The organism is Castellaniella sp., from assembly GCF_049650445.1.
Taxonomy (GTDB): Bacteria; Pseudomonadota; Gammaproteobacteria; order Burkholderiales; family Burkholderiaceae_B; genus Castellaniella.
Genome location: NZ_JBASAD010000017.1, coordinates 106144 through 126781, shown reverse-complemented (window position 1 = coordinate 126781; position 20638 = coordinate 106144). Strand labels below are relative to the sequence as shown.

Genomic DNA, 20638 nt, shown 5'->3' with positions numbered 1-20638 from the left:
AGTGAAGAGCCCCGTAGGCGCCCCGAAAGACCCGTCAAATCACGTTATAATGATCGGCTTGTCTGGCGAACGTGGCGGAATTGGTAGACGCACCAGATTTAGGTTCTGGCGCCGCAAGGCATGAGAGTTCAAGTCTCTCCGTTCGCACCACGCGGCTTCCATCCCATCACTCGGGCTACGCCCCCTCCCCCCCGATCCCATCGGCTGAAAACCCCGGCCTAGAACGCGCTTTCCAGCAGGTTCTGCCGCTCCATGATTTCCTGCAGCCCGTTGGTCATCTCCCCCTCGCACGCGAACCGGCAATCCTGATCCAGCGGATAGTTGCCCCGGCACTTTTCCATCAGCACACACCCCTGGAAGACCTCGGTGATCCAGTCGACGAACACGTGGACCTTGGACGACAGATGCCGGCTCTGCTGATAGACGATGGAAATCGGCATCGGCGGCGGTGCCCAGGGTTCCAGCACCTCGATCAGCTCACCAGAGTCCAGATAGGGCTCGACCATGTAGCGCGGCGGCTGGATCATGCCGAACCCGCTGAGCCCGGCACTGACGCAGGCCTCGGCATCGTTGACGGACAGTGAGCTTTTCATCGGCAGATTCACGATTTCGCCATCCACCTGGAAGCTCCAGTCCACCGTGCGCCCCGTCCGCGCCAGGAAATAGTTGACCGCCCGATGTCGGCCCAGATCCTCGATGCGTTCCGGTTTCCCGTAGCGTTCGATATAGGAAGGCGCCGCGCACGTCAGCGTCCTGAAGACGCCGATGCGCTTGGCGATCAGGGTGGAATCCCGCAGCTCGCCGATGCGCAAGACGCAGTCGACGGCCTCCTGCACCATATTGACCACCCGGTCGCTCATGCCGACCACCAGCTCGATATCCGGGTAGCGGCGGTGAAATTCGCACAGCCGAGGCATCAACACCAGCCGGGCCAGATAAGGCGGCGCATCGATGCGCAGACGGCCGCGCGGGCCGCGCGCGCGGTCGCGGAAGGACGACTCCGCATCATCAACGTCGGCCAGGATACCGGTGCAACGCTCGTAGTAGGACGCCCCGTCCGGCGTCAGGCTCAGACGGCGCGTGCTGCGGTTCAACAGCCGCGCGCCCAGGTGCTTTTCAAGCTTGCGGATGATCGTGCTCACGGTCGCCCTGGGCATGCCCAGGCTGTCGGCGGCCAGGGTGAAGCTGTTGGCGTCGACGACCCGCGTAAAGACACGCATGGCTTGCAGATGATCCATTTCAGTGCTCCTGGCATGTGACAAGAGGGCCACACCGCCATTGTTTGCTGAATTTGAACAGTGATAACAAAAATTGTGTATTTATCCAAATTTGCGAATAACAAATAATAGCGCACTCTTCAAAAGGAATCCCGCCATGCCTTCTTTCCACGCACGACACGTCGCTCTCGCGCTGGCCGGACTGCTGCTCGCCGGCGGTGTGCTGCTGATGCGCGAAAGCGTCGGCACACCCGCCGCCGGCGGCAAGCCGTCTACGGCGCCCGCGATCCAGGTAGACGTCGCCACGATCCAGTATCAGGCCATCACGGACTGGCATGAATATTCCGGACGCCTGGAGGCGGTGGACCGGGTCGAAATCCGGCCCCTGGTGTCCGGCACCCTGACCCAGGTCCACTTTCAGGACGGTGCACTGGTCCAGCGAGGCGACCCGCTCTTTACCATCGACCCGCGTCCCTACCAGGCCGCCGTCGACGAAGCCCAGGCGCAGTTGACGGCGGCTACGGCGCAGGCCGCCTACACCGGGGCGGATCTGTCCCGGGCCCAGCGTCTGCTGGCCGGCAACGCCATCGCCCGGCGGGACTTCGAGGAAAAGCGCAACGCGGCGCGCGAGGCTTCTGCCCGCGTGCAGGCCGCGCAAGCCACGCTGCAGTCGGCGCGTCTCGATCTGGAGCACACCCGCATCGTCGCCCCCATCAGCGGACGCGTCTCGAAGGCTGAAGCGACCGAGGGCAACGTCGTCGGCCTGGGCAGCGCACAGCCCCTGACCACCGTGGTCTCCGTCTCACAGCTCTACGCTTCGTTCGAAATGGACGAACAGGCCTTTCTGGACATGAACGGCGCGGCAGCCACGAACGCCGGGACGACCATCCCCGTGTCCATGGGACTGGCCAATGAACAGGGATACCCTCGTCAGGGCCGGCTGGCATTCCTGGACAACAGCCTCGACCCTCAGACCGGAACGATCCGCGTGCGAGCGCTATTCGACAACCCGGACGGCTTGCTGCGGCCCGGGCTCTACGCCAGGGTCCGCCTGGGCGCGGGCGCGCCTCACCAGGCCGTACTCCTGCGAGAACAGGCCATCGGCACCGACCAGTCCAAGCGTTTCGTCATGCTCGTGGACGACGCGAACACCGTGAGCTACCGGGAAGTGACCCTGGGCGCCAGCCGGGAAGGCTGGCGAGTCGTCCAGGCCGGCCTGACGGCCGGCGACCGGGTCGTCGTTAACGGCCTGCAGCGCGTCCGCCCTGGTGTCACGGTCGCGCCGACCCCGGTCCGCGAAGATGACGCACTCGCGGCGGGCGACGCCTCCACCCTGCCCGGCCCGGCGCCGGATGCACAGCACCGATCTTGAGCCGCTTCTCATGAACATTTCCAAATTCTTCATCGACCGGCCGATCTTCGCGGCGGTCCTCTCCGTCCTGATCCTGCTGGCCGGCCTGCTCGCCGTCTTCCGCCTGCCGATTTCCGAATACCCGGCGGTCGTGCCGCCCTCGGTCGTCGTGCGCGCGCAGTTTCCCGGCGCCAACCCCAAGGTGATCGCCGAAACGGTGGCGGCGCCACTGGAGGAAGCCATCAACGGGGTCGAAAACATGCTGTACATGCAGTCACAGGCCAACAGCGACGGCAACCTGGCGGTGACGGTCAATTTCCACCTGGGCATGGACCCCGACAAGGCCCAGCAACTGGTGCAGAACCGGGTCGCGCAAGCCCTGCCGCGCCTGCCCGAGGACGTCCAGCGCCTGGGAGTCACCACGGTGAAGGCGACCCCCACCCTGACCATGGTCGTGCACCTGGTCTCGCCCGACCAGCGCTATGACCTGACCTATCTGCGCAACTACGCCGTCCTGAACGTCAAGGACAAGCTGGCGCGCATCCCGGGCGTGGGCGAAGTGCAGCTCTGGGGCGCGGGCAACTACGCGATGCGGGTCTGGCTGAATCCGGAAAAAATCGCCGAGCGAGGCCTGACCGCCAGCGACGTGGTCGCCGCCATCCGGGAACAGAACGTGCAGGTGGCCGCAGGCGTCATCGGCGCATCCCCCAGCAGTCCCGACGTCGCCATGCAATTCTCGGTCAATGCGCAGGGCCGCCTGCGCACGGAGGAGGAATTCGGCGACATCGTGCTGAAGTCCTCCTCCGACGGCGGCATCACCCGGCTGCGGGACGTGGCGCGCATCGAGCTCGCGGCATCCGAATACGCCCTGCGCTCCCTGCTGGACAACAAGCCGGCGGTCGCCATGGCGATCATGGAAGCCCCGGGCGCCAACGCCCTGGCCATTTCCGATGCCGTGCGCGCAACCATGCAGGAGCTGTCGGCCGATTTCCCGGCTTCGCTCGAAAGCCGCATCGTCTACGACCCCACGCAATTCGTCCGGTCGAGCATCGAGGCGGTGATCTCGACCCTGCTCGAGGCCATCGCCCTGGTCGTGCTCGTCGTCATCGTCTTCCTGCAGACCTGGCGCGCATCCATCATCCCGCTGCTGGCGGTGCCCGTCTCGATCATCGGCACATTTTCCCTGATGCTGGCGTTCGGCTACACCATCAACGCACTGTCCCTGTTCGGCCTGGTACTGGCGATCGGCATCGTCGTGGACGACGCCATCGTGGTCGTCGAAAACGTCGAGCGCAACATCGAGGCCGGCCACAGCCCCCGCGATGCCACCTATCGCGCCATGCGCGAAGTCAGCGGCCCGATCATCGCCATCGCGCTGACGCTGGTCGCCGTATTCGTGCCGCTTGCCTTCATGACGGGGCTGAGCGGTCAGTTCTTCAAGCAGTTCGCCATGACGATCGCCCTCTCGACGGTCATCTCGGCGTTCAATTCCCTGACGCTGTCACCGGCGCTCGCGGCCCTGCTGCTGAAACCCCATGGCGCCAGGCCGGATGCGCTGACCCGGGGGATGGACCGTGTTCTGGGCGGCTTCTTCCGTACCTTCAACCGCGCGTTCGGGCGGGCTTCGGACGGCTATGCGCGCGGCGTGGGCGCAGTCGTGCGGCGCAAGGGCACGACTCTGGGCGTCTACCTGGTCCTGCTTGCGCTGACGGCGGGAGTCGCCTATAGCGTCCCGGGCGGTTTCGTACCTGGCCAGGACAAGCAGTACCTGGTCAGTTTCGCGCAACTGCCCAGCGGTGCCTCGCTGGAACGCACGGACGCCGTGGTCCGGCGCATGAGTGACATTGCGCTGGCCCAGCCGGGCGTCAAGAACGTCGTCGCCTTCCCGGGCCTGTCGATCAACGGCTTCACCAACAGTTCGAGCGCGGCCGTCGTCTTCATGACGCTCGATGATTTCGACCAGCGCCGGGACGAGGCCACGTCCGCGCAGGCCATCACGACCGCGTTGAGCCGGCAATTCTCCGGCATCCAGGAAGCCTTCATCGCGGTATTCCCGCCGCCGCCGGTGATGGGCCTGGGAACGGTCGGCGGCTTCAAGCTGCAGATCGAGGACACGGCCGGCCTGGGCTACGACCGCCTGAACGACGCGGCCCAGGCCTTCATGGAAAAAGCGGCGCGCACGCCTGAACTGGGGCCGGCGTTTTCCAGCTACCAGATCAATGTGCCGCAGCTCGACGTGGATCTCGACCGGGTCAAGGCCAAGCAGTTGGGCGTGCCTGTCACGAACGTGTTCGACACCATGCAGATCTACCTGGGCTCGCTCTACATCAACGACTTCAACCGCTTCGGGCGCGTCTACCAGGTCAAGGCTCAGGCCGACGCGCCCTTCCGGTCCAGCCCCGAGGACATCCTGCGGCTGAAAACGCGCAGCACCTCGGGCGCCATGGTGCCGCTGGGCTCTCTGGTGTCGTTGACGCCGACCTACGGGCCGGAGATGGTGGTGCGCTACAACGGCTATACGGCCGCCGACATCAACAGCGGCCCCGCGCCCGGCTATTCGTCCGGCGAAGCCCAGGCGGCAGCCGAACGCATTGCAGCGGAGACCCTGCCCAAAGGCATCAAGTTCGAGTGGACGGACCTGACCTACCAGCAGATCCTGGCCGGCAACGCCGGGATCTGGGTGTTCCCCATCAGCGTTCTGCTGGTCTTTCTGGTGCTGGCCGCACTATATGAAAGCCTGACCCTGCCCCTGGCGGTCATCCTGATCGTGCCCATGAGCGCGCTGGCCGCCCTGGCCGGTGTCTGGCTGACCCGGGGCGACAACAACATCTTCACCCAGATCGGGCTCATGGTCCTGGTCGGCCTGGCCTGCAAGAACGCCATCCTGATCGTCGAGTTCGCGCGCGAACTGGAGGCGCAGGGCCTGTCTGCGGCACAAGCAGCCCGGGAAGCCAGCCGTTTGCGCCTGCGTCCCATCCTGATGACCTCCATCGCTTTCATCATGGGCATCGTGCCTCTGGTGCTGTCCACCGGCGCAGGCGCGGAAATGCGCCATGCGATGGGCATCGCCGTCTTCTTCGGCATGCTGGGCGTCACGCTGTTCGGCCTGTACCTGACCCCGGTGTTCTACGTGCTGTTGCGCCGTCTCGCCAGTCGATCCAGACCGGCCCGGCACGCCGGGTCGGAAACCCCCGACACCCTCGTTTCCGCCGCGAACCCCCACGTGGAATATCACTCATGATCACACGCCTCTCTCATGCCGCCGTGTCGGGCCTGCTGGCCACTCTGCTCGCCGGATGCGCCGTCGCCCCCAAATACGAGCGGCCTGCCGTCGAAGTACCCGGTGCCTTCAAGGAAGCCCGTCTGAGCGCCGACGAACAGCAACGCTGGAAGGCGGCCCAACCGGCCGACGATCTGGCGCGAGGCCGCTGGTGGGCCATTTTCAAGGACCCGGCACTGGATGCCCTGCAGGAACACGCCATGCAGGCGAACCAGGACCTGCAAGCCGCCGCCGCGCGCGTGAAGCAGGCGCGCGCGATGCAAAAGAATGCGCGCGCCGACCGCTTTCCAGAGCTGACGGCCGGCCTGGGCGCCAACCGCCAGCGGACCTCCGAGGCCGCCGGGGACCCCGCCAACGCAGGCAGCACGGCCACGCTCTGGCGCGCACAGGCCGGCCTGTCCTACGAGGTCGATCTGTTCGGCCGCGTGGCCTCCGAGGTCGACGCCGCCGGCGCCGACACCCAGCGGGCCCAGGCTCTGTATCACTCTGTGCTGCTGGCGCTGCAGGCCGACGTCGCGCAGGCCTATTTCCTGATCCGGCAACTGGACGGCGAAGCCCTGCTGTATGCACACACGATCACCCTGCGCCGTCTGAGTCTGGATCTGGTCGAAACCCGTTTCCGGGAAGGTGACATCAGCGAACTCGACGTCGCGCGGGCCCGGTCCGAACTCGCGGCGGCGCGCGCCGAGGCGCTGGGTGTCGAGCGGCAGCGCGCCGCCGCCGAACACGGACTGGCGGTATTGCTGGGACGGCCGCCCGCCGATTTCTCCCTGTCGCATCAGCCGCTGACCCGGATCGCGATGGCGATTCCAGCCGGACTGCCTTCATCCCTGCTTGAACGGCGTCCCGACATCGCCGCCGCCGAAAGAGCCCTGGCTGCCGCCAATGCCCGGGTCGGCGCCGCCCGGGCCGCCCTGTTCCCGCAGCTCGCCCTGACCGGCTCCTTTGGTTTCGAATCCTCCGAACTGGACGAACTGCTGCGCTGGTCGAGCCGCAGCTTTCTGCTGGGCCCGTTGATTGGCACAGCCCTGACCTTGCCGATCTTTGACGGGGGCCGACGCCAGGCCGGCGTGGACCGCGCCCGCGCCCGCTACGAAGAAGACGTGGCCCTGTACCGGCAGAGCGTGCTCAAGGCCTTCGGGGAAGTCGAGGACGGTCTGTCTGCGCTGCGCCTGCTGGGCGAGCAGACCGAAGTGCAGGACACGGCCGTGGCCGCCGCAGCCCGCGCGGCAGAGCTGTCCAGAACGCAATACGAGGCCGGGTCCGTGAGCTATCTGGAAGTCATCGACGCCGACCGCGAAGTGCTGCGGCATCGGCGTGCCGTCGTGCAACTGGACGGCCTGCGCGCACACGCCGCCGTGCAGCTCATCCGCGCGATCGGCGGCGGCTGGGAGGATCGCCTGGGGTGATCGTCCCAGCCGCCGCCAGACGCCCGGAATCAGTCCAGCATCAGCCAGATGCCGATGCCGGCGATCAGGGCGCCCGAGATGCGATTCATCAGCCGCACATTGGAGCGGCTGGCCAGCAGCCTGCGGGCGACCGAACCACCCATGGCATACAGGATCAGGCAGCACAGTTCCATGCTCAGGATGATGGCCAGCAGCAGGCTCAGTTGCGGGGCCATCGGCTGGTCGAAATTCAGGAAAGGCGGCAGCAAGGCGATGAAAAAGGCCCAGCCCTTGGGGTTGGCGATGGCCGTCACCAGCCCCTGAATGGCCAGTTGCATGCGGCCTGGGGGCCGAGCGCCATCCGCCATTTCCGGGATGGCCAAAGACCCCCTGGAGCGCCACATCTCGATGCCCAGCCACACAAGATAGGCGCCACCGCCCCATTTGAAGGCCGTGAACAGCGGCGGATATTGCAGCAGCACCGTGGCCACGCCCAGCACGGACCCCGCCGCCACGATGCCGACACCGATCAGTTCCCCCGCCCACATCCAGGCGGTGCGCCGCACGCCGACGCTCATCCCCAGGCTGAGCGACAGCATCATGCACATGCCCGGTGTGAGCGACACCAGAAAAAAGGTCAGCAGAAAAAGCGAGAATGTCGCCGATGTCATGATGAGGTGGCCTTTGAATCCGGACCCGCGCTCCCACAGGACGACAGGTATCCGCAACGAGCCGGCCGCACAGGGCGAGCAGGCCGGCTCAGAATGGATCAGTGTACTGCCGCCACGCGGTCCTCGGCACTGAACCATCAACACGCACGGGATGCGCTGATAAAATTCCAGATTCCGCTTTTCTCCGTGATCCAGGATCTCGCCCGTCATCATGCACTCCACCCTCCAGAGCCTCATCGACACCGCCTGGGAAGACCGCGCGGCCCTGAATCCCGGCCAGGCGCCGGACGCCCTGCGCCTGGCCGTTGATCAAGTCATCGCCGGCCTGGACGACGGCACGCTGCGCGTCGCGGAAAAAATCGACGGCCAATGGCAAGTCCATCAGTGGATCAAAAAAGCCGTACTGCTGTCTTTCCGTCTGGCGGACAACCGCGTCATGGGCCAGGCGCCCCAGCTGTATTACGACAAGGTGCCGCTGAAATTCCAGGATTACGGCCCGGACGACTTCCAGCGCGGCGGCTTTCGCGTGGTGCCGACCGCCACGGTGCGGCGCGGCGCGTACATCGCGCCCGACGCGGTGCTGCTGCCCTCCTACGTCAACATTGGTGCGCGCGTGGGCGAAGGCACGATGGTGGACACCTGGGCGACAGTGGGTTCGTGCGCGCAGATCGGCCGCCACGTCCACTTGTCGGGCGGCGTGGGCATCGGCGGGGTACTGGAACCGCTGCAGGCCGGCCCCACCATCATCGAGGACAACTGCTTCATCGGCGCGCGCTCCGAAGTCGTCGAGGGCGTCATCGTCGAAGAAAACTCCGTGCTGGCCATGGGCGTCTTCATTTCCCAGAGCACGCGCATCTACGACCGTGCCACCGGCGAGATCCACTATGGCCGCGTACCGGCGGGCTCCGTAGTGGTGCCGGGCGCCCTGCCCGCCGCCGACGGCAGCCACAGCCTGGCCTGCGCGGTGATCGTCAAGCGGGTGGATGCGAAGACCCGCGCCAAGACCAGCATCAACGATCTGCTCCGGGCCTGAGGCCCGGCCACCCACTCAAGGAACCGCGCACCATGGCAGACGCCGACGTCCGCGCACTGGCCTGCGCACTGATCACCCGCCCCTCCGTCACGCCGGACGACGCGGGCTGCCAGGAACTGATCGCCGAGCGCCTGCGGCCGCTGGGCTTCGTCTGCGAGTCGCTGCCCAGCGGGCCGGTGAGCAATCTCTGGGCGCGGCGCGGCACGGCGGCCCCGCTGCTGGTGTTCGCAGGCCACACGGACGTCGTCCCCACCGGGCCGGAGACCGAATGGCCCAGTCCCCCCTTCGTTCCCACGGAAACCGGCGGCCTGCTGGTGGGCCGGGGCGCCGCCGACATGAAGACCTCGATCGCGGCCTTCGTGGTCGCGGCCGAAGAATTCATCGCCGCTCATCCCGATCATCCGGGCTCGATCGCCCTGCTGATCACCTCTGACGAGGAAGGCCCGGCGACCGAGGGCACGGTCCACGTCTGCCGCACCCTGGAAGCACGCCATGAACGGCCCGATTACTGCATCGTCGGCGAACCGACCTCGGTGAAAGCGCTGGGCGACACGATCAAGAACGGCCGCCGGGGCTCGATGTCGGCCCGGATCACGGTACGTGGCGTCCAGGGTCACGTGGCCTACCCGCACCTGGCCCGCAACCCGATCCACGAACTGGCGCCCGCCCTGGCCGAACTGGCCGCGACCCGCTGGGACGAGGGCAATGAATACTTTCCGCCCACCACGTTCCAGGTCTCGAACCTGCATGCGGGCACCGGGGCGGGCAACGTCATCCCCGGCACCGCGACGATCGACTGCAATTTCCGCTTCTCGACCGCCAGCACGCCGGACGTGCTGCAGGCCCGCGTGACGGCCCTGCTGGACCGCCATGGCCTGGACTACGACATTGCCTGGACGATCAGCGGCCTGCCCTTTCTGACCCCCCGGGGTACACTGTGCGCGGCTTTGCAGGCCGCCATCGCCGAAGAAACCGGCGTCCAGGCGGAACTGTCCACGACCGGCGGCACCTCGGACGGACGCTTCATCGCCCGAATCTGCCCGCAAGTCGTCGAATTCGGCCCGCTGAATCAGACGATCCACCAGACAGGCGAACACATTCCCCTGGACAGCCTGGCACCGCTGAAAAACATTTACCGCCGCACGCTGGAAAAGCTGCTGGCCTGACCACCACGCCTGTCCGCCGGACCGGCACGGCCGAACACATCTCTTGCACACCATGCCCTCTCCCCACACCGAACTCCTGACCCTGCGTGACCTGCTGCGCTGGTCCATCAGCCGCTTTCACGCCGCCGACCTGGTCTTCGGCCACGGCAGCGACAATGCCTGGGACGAGGCGGTCTACCTGCTGCTGCACGGTCTGCATCTGCCGCCCGACACGCTCGACCCCTTTCTGGACGCGCGCCTGCTGGAACGCGAGCGGCAACGCTGTGTCGACCTGATCCACGAACGCATCAATACCCGCAAGCCCGCCGCCTACCTGACGGGCGAAGCCTGGCTGCAGGGTGAACGCTTTCTGGTGGACGAGCGGGTGATCGTGCCGCGCTCGCCGATCTCGGAACTGCTGGCTGAGGGCCTGGCCCCCTGGATCGACGACCCGGACGCAGTCGAACAGGTGCTGGACCTGTGCACCGGCTCGGGCTGCCTGGCGATTCTGGCGGCCCACACCTTCGGCAACGCCGCCGTGGACGCGGTGGATGTGTCCGCCGACGCCCTGGCCGTCGCACAGTCGAACATCGACCTGCACGGCCTGCGGGATCGCGTCCAGGCGCTGCGCAGCGATCTGCTGTCCAAGGTGCCGCCAGACCGCCGCTACGACCTGATCGTCTGCAATCCTCCGTACGTCAATGAACAGTCGATGAGGGCGCTGCCGCCCGAATACAAGCACGAACCCCGGCTGGCGCTGGCCGGCGGCAACGACGGCATGGACCTGGTGCGCCGCATTCTGGCCGATGCGCCCGCGCTCATGGCGCTCGAGGGCCTGCTGGTGCTGGAAATCGGCCACGAGCGGGCGCACTTCGAGGCCGCCTTCCCCGGACTGGAACCCATCTGGCTGGACACCGACGCCACCACCGACCAGATCCTGCTGCTGCGCCGCGCGCAGCTCGCCTCGTGATCCGCGCCAGTGGCCTGACCCTGCGGCGCGGCGTCAAGGTCCTGCTGGACGACGCCGAATTCGTCGTCCACCCCGGCGAGCGCGTCGGTTTCGTCGGCAAGAACGGCGCGGGCAAGTCCTCGCTGTTCTCTCTGTTGCAGGGGCAGATCGACCCCGACGCCGGCACGCTGGACATGCCCGCGTCCTGGCGACTGGCCAGCGTCGAGCAGATTCTGCACGACACCGACCGCCCGGCGCGCGAGTTCGTCATCGACGGCGACCGCCACCTGCGCGAACTGCAGGCGCGCCGCGCCGCGCTGGACCCGGAACAGGGTCAGGCGATCGCCGAACTGGAATCCGCCCTGGTCGATGCCGAAGCCTGGAGCGCGCCCTCGCGCGCCGAACAGCTTCTGGCCGGCCTGGGTTTCGCCCCCGACGAATGGGCGCGCCCGGTCGCCAGTTTTTCCGGCGGCTGGCAGATGCGGATCGCCCTGGCGCGCGCGCTGATGGCGCCGTCCGACTTGCTGCTGCTGGACGAGCCCACCAACCACCTGGACCTGGACGCCATGCTGTGGCTGGAGCGCTGGCTGGCAGGCTATCCGGGCACGGTGCTGCTGATTTCTCACGACACCGAATTCCTGGATGCGGTCGCGCGCGTCATCCTGCATTTCGAACAACAGTCGCTGGTGCGCTACAAAGGCAGCTATGAATCCTTTCTGGAACAGCGCGCCGAGCGCCTGCGCCAGAACCGCCTGACCATCGAACGCCAGTCGCGCGAGGCGGCCCACCTGCAGTCCTTCATCGACCGCTTCAAGGCCAAGGCCAGCAAGGCCAAGCAGGCGCAAAGCCGGGTCAAGGCCCTGGCGCGCATGCAGACCCTGGCGCCTCTGACCGCGGAATCAGGCATCGACATCCGCCTGCCCGAACCCGTGCAGACGCCCGACGTGCTGCTGACCCTGGAAGACGCCGTCCTGGGCTACCCGGCAGGCGGCACCGGCACCGCGCGCACCATCCTGGAAGATGTAAGTCTGATGGTGCGCGGCGGCAGCCGCATCGGCATCCTGGGCGTCAACGGCGCCGGCAAGAGCACCCTGGTCAAAACCCTGGCACGCGAACTGCATCCTCTGGCAGGCGGCTACCGGCCGGCCAAAGGCCTGGAGATCGGCTACTTTGCCCAGCAGCAACTGGACGTGCTGGACCCGGAACTGAGCCCGCTGCAGCACTTCGTGCGCATCGCCCCCGACACGCGCGAACAGGAACTGCGCAATATGCTGGGCGGCTTCGGCTTTGGCGGCGACATGGTGAGCCAGCCGGTGGCGCCCTTTTCCGGCGGCGAGAAGGCCCGTCTGGCCCTGGCCCTGATCGTCTGGCGCAAACCCAATCTGCTGCTGCTCGACGAGCCCAGCAACCACCTGGACGTGGACACCCGCGAAGCCCTGGCACGGGCACTGGCGGAATTCCCCGGCAGCGTGCTGCTGGTCTCCCACGACCGGCACCTGCTGCGCACCACCGTGGACAGCTTCTGGATCGTCGCCGACGGCCGGGTCCAGCCCTTTGACGGCGACCTGGAGGATTACCGCGACTGGCTGCAGCAACGCCAGGCGCAGCGCAACCAGACCGCACGCGCGGCGAGCGGTCCGGCCCCGGGCCAGGACCGCAAGACCCAGCGCCGCGAGCAGGCCCAGGCGCGCCAGGAACTGGCCGCTCACCGCAAGCCGCTGGAGACGCGTCTGAAAAAGATCGAAGACGCCATGGCCAAGGCCCAGGCCCGCTTGAAGGAACTGGATACGCTGATGGCTGACCCGGACTTCTACACCGACGCCCACAAGGACACCCGCCCCGGCCTGATGGCCGAACATGGTGAGCTGAGCAAAGCCTTGCAGACCCACGAGGAAGACTGGCTGGAAATCCAGACGGAGATCGAAGCGCTGGAAGCTTCATATTCCAAGGCTGAATAATTTAATACTCTTATATTCGTTCGGTATGAGGATGGCGATCCTTAGAATGGGCAGGTCTTATAACCTCCCGTTCAGAAGATCTGCACCATGAGCCGCCTCCCCATCCAATCCGTCGAATCCGCTCCTACCGAAGCCCAGGACCGCCTGCGGGCCGCTGCTCAGGCCAACGGCTTCCTGCCCAACCTGCTGGGCGTCCTGGCCAACGCACCCACGGCTCTGGAAACCTACCAGGTCGTCGGCGCCATCAACGGCCGCAACAGCCTTACCCCCACCGAACGCGAAGTCGTGCAGATCACCGCCGCCACCTACAACGGTTGCGGCTTCTGCGTCGCCGGCCACACCAAGCTTGCCTACAAGAAGCTGCAACTGCCCCAGGAACTCGTCGAGGCCTTGCGCGGCACCCAGGCCCTGGCCGATCCCAGACTGAACGCCCTGGCGCAATTCACCCTGCAGGTCCTGGAACATCGCGGCCAGGTGCCCGACGAGGCCCTGACCAGCCTGCGCGCGGCCGGCTACAGCGACGCTCAAGCGCTGGACGTGGTACTGGGCGTGAGTCTGGCCACGCTGTGCAACTACGCCAACAACCTGGCCCGCACCCCCATCAACCCGGAATTGCAGGCCTACGCCTGATCCTGGAGATCCGCATGTCCACCGATCTGCTGCCCGCCGTTCACGGTGATGGCATCGACGCCCTGATCCAAGAATCCCTCGCGCCCCTGGCGAACGCCATCGACCAGGGCCAGTATCCAGGCGACTTCATGCGTGCGCTGGGCAGCCTGAGCGGCTTCGGCGCCGCCCTGCCTGCCGAATCGGGCGGCCTGGGGCTGGATCTCGCGGCCCAGATCGACGTCATCGCCCGGGTCGGACGCGTCTGCGGCTCCACCGCCTTCCTGGCCTGGTGCCAGTCGGCCTGCGCCTGGTATCTGCAGCAGACGGACAACGCCACTGCACGCGCACGCTATCTGGCCCCCATCGCCCGAGGAGAAATCCTGGCCGGCACCGGCATGTCCAACTGCGTCAAGCATCTGGCCGGCATCGAACGCATCAATCTGCGCGCACGGCGCGAGGACGCCGGCTACCGCGTGAGCGGTGCCCTGCCCTGGGTTTCGAACCTGGGGTCCGGCCATCTGCTGATTGCCGCCGCAGCCGTGGAAGAAGGCGGCTACATCATGTTCGCCATCCCGCCGGGCTCGGACGCGCTGACGTTGCGCCCCTGCCCGGCCTTCGCCGGCATGGAAGGCACCGGCACCTACGGCGTTCACCTGAAAAACGCCTGGATTCCAGCGGAAGACGTACTGGCCGAACCTTCGGCCTTCGAAGACTACATCAGCCGCATCAAGCCTGGTTTCCTGCTGATGCAGATCGGCATGGGCCTGGGACTGACGCAAGCCAGCCTGGAGACCATCCGCGCAAGCAACCAGCGCCTGAGCCACGTCAACACCTTCCTGGACGACCAGGACGAGTCATTGGAACAGGACCTGCAGGCGCTGCAGGCGGAAACCGTACGCCTGGCTCGCCAGGGGCTAGACGCGCTGTTGCTGGACATCCTGCGTGCTCGCGCCCGGGCGTCCGAACTCAGCCTGCGAGCCACACAATCGGCCGCGCTGCATGCAGGCGCCGCCGGTTATCTGATGAGCCACCCCGCCCAGCGCCGCCTGCGCGAAGCCCTGTTCGTCGCCATCGTGACGCCCGCTCTGAAACATCTGCGCAAGGAAATCCATGCGCTCGAGCAACAGGCAGCGTAAGCAATGAGTCTCGCCACGGCGCTGTCCGATCCGGCTGTCGAATCCGCCCCCGCCGGGACCGGCGTGCTCAGCGCGGCGGGCGTCGCCCTGGGCTATGCACGGCCCGGGTCCGGCATCCATCGTATCCTGCAGGACTTTTCCCTGGAGCTGCAGGCCGGCGAGATCGTCGCCCTGCTGGGCCCCAGCGGCGTCGGCAAGTCCTCGCTGCTGCAAGTGCTGGCGGGTCTGCAGCGCCCCCTGGCCGGCCAGGTCCGCCTGCACGGCCGGCCTCTGGCCGGCCCCGCGCCCGACGTCGGCTTCGTCTTCCAGGACCCCTGCCTGCTGCCCTGGCTGACCCTGGAGGAGAACGTCGCCTTCGGCCTGGATTTCCGCCACCAGCCCCGGCTGAACGACGCACTGCGCCACCAGCGCGTCCAGCAGGCCATCGCCGAAGTCGGCCTGATGCACGCCCGGACGCGCTACCCGGACGAGCTGTCGGGCGGCATGGCCCAGCGCACCGCCCTGGCCCGCAGTCTGGCGCGCGCACCCGAAATCCTGTTGCTGGACGAGCCCTTCAGCGCCCTGGACGAAGTCACCCGCAGCGAGATGCAGACGCTGCTGCTGGAAGTCAGCGCGCGCCACCACGCCGCCGCGATCCTGGTGACCCACGACATCGACGAAGCCCTGCTGCTGGCCGACCGCATCCTGCTGCTGGGCGGCCAGCCGGGCCGCCTGATCGGCCAATGGCGACCCGACCGCCCCCACCCCCGCGACGAAACCGATCCCCACCTGACGACGCTGCGCGTCGAGATCCTGCAATCCCTGCGCGCGGCCCGCCCCCCGAAACAAAACGCCACACCATGACCCTGAAGCTCATCGACCCCTGCTGCGGCGCCGCCGCCAGCGCCCAGGCCGGCCGCCGGCAATTCCTGAAACTGTCCTCGCTGTTCACGATGGCCGGTGCCCTGCCGCTGCTGCAGGCCGGCCAGGCCGCGCGCGCCGCCGAACCCGACGCGCCGGTGCGCATCGGCTACCTGCCGATCACCGACGCTACGCCGCTGCTGGTGGCCCACCACAACGATCTGTTCAAAAAGCGCGGACTGCAGGTCGAGAAACCCCGGCGCTTCCGTAGCTGGTCGCAGATCGTCGAGGCCTTCCTGAGCGGCCAGGTGAACGTGGTCCACCTGCTCATGCCCATGACCATCTGGTCGCGCTATGGCAGCAAGTCCCCCGCCAAGGTGGTCGCCTGGAACCACATGGAAGGCTCCTGCCTGACCGTGCGGCCCGACATCAACAGCCTGGCCGATCTGGGCGGCACCACGGTCGCCATCCCCTTCTGGTATTCGGTGCACAACATCGTCCTGCAGGCCATGCTGCGCGAGGCCGGGCTGGAATTCATCAGCGATGGCGAACCGACGAAGCAGCAGGTCAAGCTGGTGGTCATGTCGCCCGGCGACATGCTGCCCGCACTGGGCACGAAACGGATTTCCGGCTACATCGTGGCCGAACCGTTCAACGCCAAGGCCGAAGAGCTGGGCGTGGGCAAGGTCTGGCGCTTCACCGGCGACGTCTGGCGCAACCATGCCTGCTGCGTGGTCACGATGCACGAACGCGACCTGCAGGAGCGCCCCGCATGGTCACAGAAGGTTGTGGACGCCATCGTCGAGGCCCAGGCCTGGACGCGCGGCCACCGCGAGGAAACCGTGAAGATCCTGGAACGCGGCAACCCCGCCGACTACACCCCGCACGAGCATTCGACCCTGGCGCGCGTGTTGCTGGCTTCGCCCGAACGCGATGCGGAATACGCCCGCAGCGGTGCCATCCGCCATGCCGACTGGAAAGAACAGCGCATCGATTTTCAGCCCTACCCCTTCCCCAGCTATACGGAAAAGCTGGTGGAGCTGCTGAAGACCACCTACGTGCTGGGCGAAAACGCCTTCCTCAAGGATCTGGATCCCGCCGAGGTCGCCCGCGACCTGGTGGACGAGCGCTACGTGCGCAAGGCCATCGAAGCCCAGGGTGGTCCGGCCGCTTTCGGCATTGAAGGCTATACGCGCACGGAAACTTTTTCGGTCGCCTGAGCGGTCGGTCCCGCCGCACGAGATCCCCCGATCATGAAAACACGCACCGCACCACTGCCCGCCCCCAGCCGCCTGGCCCTGAGCCTGGGCGGTCTGCTGATCCTGCTGCTGCTCTGGGCCGCCGGCATCGGTCTGATCGGCGAAGACACGGCCATGGCCGGTCTGTTCTCGCCGCTGAAGGCCCTGCCCAGCCTGGCTCACCTGGTCCTGGACAACCAGTTGACGGCGCACACCCTGGTCAGCCTGCGGCGCGTGGCCGTGGGCCTGTTCTGGGCAATGGTCTTCGGTATCCCCCTGGGACTGGCCATCGGCGCCTCGCAAAAACTGGAACTGGCCACCAGCGGTGCTTTCCAGTTCCTGCGCATGGTCTCGCCCCTGTCCTGGATGCCGGTCGCCGTGATGCTGTTCGGCATCGGCGACGCCCCCATCTACTTTCTGCTCAGCTTCGCCGCCGTCTGGCCCATCATCCTGAACACCAGCGCGGGCGTGCGACAACTGGACGCGCGCTGGCTGATGCTGGCGCGCAGCCTGAGCGCCACGCGCCGGGAAATCCTCTGGAAGATCGTGATTCCCGGCTCTCTGGGCCACATGCTGACCGGGCTGCGCCTGGCCATCGGCATCGTCTGGATCATTCTGGTGCCCTGCGAGATGCTGGGCGTCAGTTCCGGCCTGGGCTATTTCATCCTGGACACCCGCGACCGACTGGCCTATTCAGAACTGATGGCCGTGATCGTGCTGATCGGCGCACTGGGTTTCCTGCTGGATGCGACCGCACAGCGGCTGCACCGGCGCTGGGGGCGGGGGCGCTGATCGTTGGTCACTGATCACGCCCTGACGATGTGATTACGATCTGCCGGCGGACTCGCCGGCAGATTCATCCGTCCCGAACACACGATCCCAGAACGGGGTAGTGACGCCGTACCAGCCTTCGGCGCCCGGCCGATGGTGCCGGGCATGGTCGCGCTTGCGGGCCTGCATCCAGGAATCCGGCCGTGCCCGCCAGTGGTGGGTGGCGTGATGGACGACCACGTACAGCAGATAGCCGGCGGTCATGCCCAGCGTCGCCGCCAGGGCGATCCATGTTCCGACAACGGCGGACAGAGGCCAGAACACCAGCACGGCAAACGCCGTCATGCTGACCGGCGTAGACGAGCCGATCAACGCGAAAGGTCGTTCGTGATGCGTTTCGTGCCAGCTTTTGAACGGCGGCAAACCATGCAGCACGAAGCGGTGCAGCGCATATTCGACGAGGCTCCAGGACAGAAACCCCAAGGCTGCGGCGGCCAACAACACGCCGATCGAGCCGGATCCGTACTCGGTCAGCAGGATCGCTCCACCCACGATCACCAGTGGATACAGCACGAAGTCCGCAAAATACATCGCGGGGTGCTGCTCGAATTTGAACGATCCCATGGCCCATCCGCAGTCGAAGCACTACGGTCAGTATAGACCTCGCCCTGGGGATTTCCCTAGTGCCTGACATTCCGCCGGGGTCAGCCGCACCGCCGGCAGCCGCACGATCACTCGGGTTTCGGGTTCAGTCCAGGACGTCCAGCTTCGCTACACCCAAGGCCAGGGTCTTGGTACCGGCATCGCGAAACTCGATCCGTGCCTGGGCCTCGGTGCCGCTGCCGCTCAAGGCCACCACGGTGCCTTCGCCGAAGCGGCCATGGCGCACCCCCGTGCCGATCCGGAAGGATTGCTCGCCCACGGTGACGCCCGCCGCCTGCGTGCGCGGCGCGCGTGGCGCGAAGCTGCTGCCCTCATCCCGCAAGCCCCCCAGGCCGCGTCGGAAGGCGCCGCTCCAGGGCGGCGGGTCGGCAGCGGGACGCTGGCGCGGGGTGATCCATTTCAGGTGTTCTTCCGGGATCTCGTCCAGGAAGCGCGAGCGCAGGCCGTAACGCGTCTGGCCATGCAGCATGCGGCTTTGTGCCAGGGTCAGCGTCAGGCGCTCGCGCGCCCGCGTAATGGCCACGTACATCAGGCGACGCTCTTCTTCCAGCCCCCCCGGGTCCAGCAGGCTGTTCTCATGAGGGAACAGGCCTTCTTCCAGCCCGGTGATGAACACCGCATCGAATTCCAGGCCCTTGGCCGCGTGCACTGTCATGAGCTGCACGGCATCCTCGCCCGCCTGCGCCTGATTGTCGCCTGCTTCAAGCGAGGCGTGACTGAGGAAGGCACCCAGAGGCGACATCACGACAGGCGAAGGCTCCACGCCGTCGCCAAACGCCAGACCGGGATCGGCAGCCGCCGAAGCCGCGATGGCCGCACCCTCGGGAATCCGGCCGGAGGGCAAGCCCTGGAAGCCTTCCTCGGCCACGAAAGCAGCGGCGGCATTGACCAGTTCCTGCAAGTTTTCCAGGCGATCCTGGCCTTCACGATCGGCTCGGTAATGGGCTTCGAGACCGCTGTGATGCACCACATGGCCGATCAGTTCGGGCAGGTCCAGCGTGCGGGCCTCCTCGGCCAGTTCTCGGATCAGGGTGGCGAAACGGGCCAGGCTGGCGCCTGCCTTGCCCGGCACGAAGGCGACCGCCCCGGCCAGGCTGGTGCCCTGTTGCGCCGCCATGTCGGCCTGCTGTTCCAGGGTACGCGCGCCGATCCCGCGCGTGGGGAAGTTCACCACCCGCATCCAGGACGTGTCGTCGTTCGGATTGTCGATCAGGCGCAGATAGGCCAGGACGTGCTTGACCTCCTGGCGCTCGAAGAAGCGCTGGCCGCCGTAGACCCGGTACGGCACCCGGGCCGAGAACAGGGCATGTTCGATCGGGCGCGACTGGGCGTTACTGCGGTACAGGATGGCGATCTCGTGGGCCGGACGGCCTTCGCGGATCTGGGCGCGGATCTCGTCCACCAGCCACTGGGCTTCCATTGCGTCGGATGCCTGCTCGACCACGCGCAGGGGTTCACCCTCGCCCGCATCGGTCCACAGGTTTTTGCCCAGGCGGCGCGTATTGTGCGTAATCAGGGCGTTGGCCGAGTCCAGAATATGACCGTGCGAACGGTAGTTCTGTTCCAGACGGATGACACGTCCCTGGGCGTGGCGCTGTTCGAAGTCGGCCATATTGCCGACGTTGGCACCACGAAAGGCGTAGATGGACTGGTCGTCGTCACCCACCGCGAACACTGGCGTGTGCGCGCCGGCCAGCAGCATCAGCCAGCGGTACTGCAGGACGTTGGTGTCCTGGAATTCGTCGACCAGAATCTGCTGAAAACGGCGCTGATAGTGTTCTCGGATCGGCGCCTCGCGCTGCAGCAATTCGTAGGCGCGCAGCAGCAATTCGCCGAAATCGACCACGCCCTCGCGTTCGCACTGGTCCTGGTAGCGCTGATACAGATCAGCCAGCCGCCTGGCGTGCGGGTCGCGCGCGTCCAGGTCATGGGGCCGCAGGCCGTCTTCCTTGGCGCTGCCGATCATGCGCTGTACGTCGCGCGGCGGAAAGCGTTCGTCGTCGATGCCGGCGGCCTTCAGCATGCGCTTGATGGCCGAGAGCTGGTCGGCACTGTCCAGGATCTGAAAGGTCTGCGGCAGCCCGGCCTCGCGGTGATGCGCGCGCAGCAAGCGGTTGCACAGACCATGGAATGTCCCGACCCACATGCCCCGGGTATTGATGGGCAGCAGCGCCGACAGGCGCGTCAGCATTTCCCGCGCGGCCTTGTTGGTAAAGGTGACGGCCAGCAGACCGTGGGGGCTGACCTGCCCGGACTGGATCAGCCAGGCCATGCGGGTGGTCAGGACGCGGGTCTTGCCGCTGCCGGCGCCGGCCAGCACCAGCGCATGTTCCGCCGGCAAAGTGACGGCGGCCCGCTGCTCCGGGTTCAGGCCTTCCAACATCCCATC

General features: G+C 66.8%; 16 protein-coding genes and 1 tRNA gene. 13 read left to right on the top strand and 4 right to left on the bottom strand.

The window, feature by feature from the left end; translation table 11 throughout:
- Positions 1-65: 65 nt before the first annotated feature.
- Positions 66-150, top strand: a tRNA-Leu gene (locus tag WA983_RS06190).
- Positions 151-218: 68 nt separating this feature from the next.
- Here WA983_RS06190 and WA983_RS06185 read toward each other — a convergent pair.
- Positions 219-1238, bottom strand: coding sequence for a LysR family transcriptional regulator (locus tag WA983_RS06185; RefSeq protein ID WP_424311742.1), 1020 nt, complete (start codon positions 1236-1238; stop codon positions 219-221).
- 136 nt (positions 1239-1374) lie between these two features.
- Here WA983_RS06185 and WA983_RS06180 point away from each other — a divergent pair, with 136 nt between their 5' ends.
- From WA983_RS06180 to WA983_RS06170, 3 genes are read left to right on the top strand one after another with little or no spacing between them, the layout of a single operon-like run.
- Complete coding sequence (locus WA983_RS06180) at positions 1375-2589, top strand: efflux RND transporter periplasmic adaptor subunit (RefSeq protein ID WP_424248523.1); 1215 nt, start codon at positions 1375-1377, stop codon at positions 2587-2589.
- Between the two features lie 10 nt (positions 2590-2599).
- Entirely contained in the window at positions 2600-5809 is a 3210-nt protein-coding gene (locus tag WA983_RS06175) for an efflux RND transporter permease subunit (protein WP_424311741.1), read from the top strand.
- Positions 5806-7257, top strand: coding sequence for an efflux transporter outer membrane subunit (locus WA983_RS06170; RefSeq protein WP_424248527.1), 1452 nt, complete (start codon positions 5806-5808; stop codon positions 7255-7257). The genes WA983_RS06175 and WA983_RS06170 overlap by 4 nt, the downstream gene beginning before the upstream one ends.
- A gap of 29 nt (positions 7258-7286) precedes the next feature.
- On the opposite strand, the gene WA983_RS06165 is transcribed toward WA983_RS06170, so the two are convergent.
- Positions 7287-7907, bottom strand: a complete 621-nt coding sequence (locus WA983_RS06165) for a LysE family translocator (protein ID WP_424251185.1) — start codon at positions 7905-7907, stop codon at positions 7287-7289.
- A gap of 211 nt (positions 7908-8118) precedes the next feature.
- On the opposite strand from WA983_RS06165, the gene dapD reads away from it, so the two are divergent.
- The 9 genes from dapD (at position 8119) to WA983_RS06120 (ending at position 17607) form a co-directional block, all read left to right on the top strand.
- The gene (gene dapD / locus WA983_RS06160; RefSeq protein ID WP_424251187.1) at positions 8119-8940 is read left to right on the top strand and encodes a 2,3,4,5-tetrahydropyridine-2,6-dicarboxylate N-succinyltransferase; all 822 of its coding nucleotides are present in this window, start codon (positions 8119-8121) and stop codon (positions 8938-8940) included.
- Between the two features lie 32 nt (positions 8941-8972).
- Entirely contained in the window at positions 8973-10106 is a 1134-nt protein-coding gene (dapE, locus tag WA983_RS06155; protein ID WP_424251189.1) for a succinyl-diaminopimelate desuccinylase, read from the top strand.
- 52 nt (positions 10107-10158) lie between these two features.
- The gene (prmB, locus tag WA983_RS06150) at positions 10159-11055 is read left to right on the top strand and encodes a 50S ribosomal protein L3 N(5)-glutamine methyltransferase (RefSeq protein WP_424251191.1); all 897 of its coding nucleotides are present in this window, start codon (positions 10159-10161) and stop codon (positions 11053-11055) included.
- Positions 11052-12992: an ABC-F family ATP-binding cassette domain-containing protein gene (locus tag WA983_RS06145; protein WP_424311740.1), complete on the top strand. Its 1941-nt coding sequence runs from the start codon at positions 11052-11054 to the stop codon at positions 12990-12992. The genes prmB and WA983_RS06145 overlap by 4 nt, the downstream gene beginning before the upstream one ends.
- An 87-nt stretch (positions 12993-13079) precedes the next feature.
- Positions 13080-13622 (top strand): carboxymuconolactone decarboxylase family protein, encoded by a 543-nt coding sequence (locus WA983_RS06140; protein WP_424251195.1) that lies wholly within the window; start codon positions 13080-13082, stop codon positions 13620-13622.
- A 14-nt stretch (positions 13623-13636) separates the two neighbouring features.
- Positions 13637-14737 (top strand): acyl-CoA dehydrogenase family protein, encoded by a 1101-nt coding sequence (locus WA983_RS06135; protein WP_424251197.1) that lies wholly within the window; start codon positions 13637-13639, stop codon positions 14735-14737.
- Between the two features lie 3 nt (positions 14738-14740).
- The gene (locus WA983_RS06130; protein WP_424311739.1) at positions 14741-15580 is read left to right on the top strand and encodes an ABC transporter ATP-binding protein; all 840 of its coding nucleotides are present in this window, start codon (positions 14741-14743) and stop codon (positions 15578-15580) included.
- Positions 15577-16797, top strand: a complete 1221-nt coding sequence (locus WA983_RS06125; protein ID WP_424248224.1) for an ABC transporter substrate-binding protein — start codon at positions 15577-15579, stop codon at positions 16795-16797. Before WA983_RS06130 ends, WA983_RS06125 begins: the two co-directional genes overlap by 4 nt.
- Positions 16798-16830: 33 nt before the next feature.
- On the top strand, positions 16831-17607 hold the full coding sequence (locus tag WA983_RS06120; protein ID WP_424248226.1) for an ABC transporter permease: 777 nt from the start codon (positions 16831-16833) through the stop codon (positions 17605-17607).
- A 33-nt stretch (positions 17608-17640) separates the two neighbouring features.
- Here the strand turns inward: WA983_RS06120 and WA983_RS06115 are convergent, their stop codons facing one another.
- Both WA983_RS06115 and WA983_RS06110 read right to left on the bottom strand, forming a co-directional pair.
- Positions 17641-18210 carry a sterol desaturase family protein gene (locus WA983_RS06115; RefSeq protein WP_424248227.1) on the bottom strand — a complete coding sequence of 190 codons (570 nt, stop codon included), beginning with the start codon at positions 18208-18210 and terminating at the stop codon, positions 17641-17643.
- A 124-nt stretch (positions 18211-18334) separates the two neighbouring features.
- Positions 18335-20632 (bottom strand): UvrD-helicase domain-containing protein, encoded by a 2298-nt coding sequence (locus WA983_RS06110; protein WP_424248229.1) that lies wholly within the window; start codon positions 20630-20632, stop codon positions 18335-18337.
- Between the last annotated feature and the right edge of the window lie 6 nt (positions 20633-20638).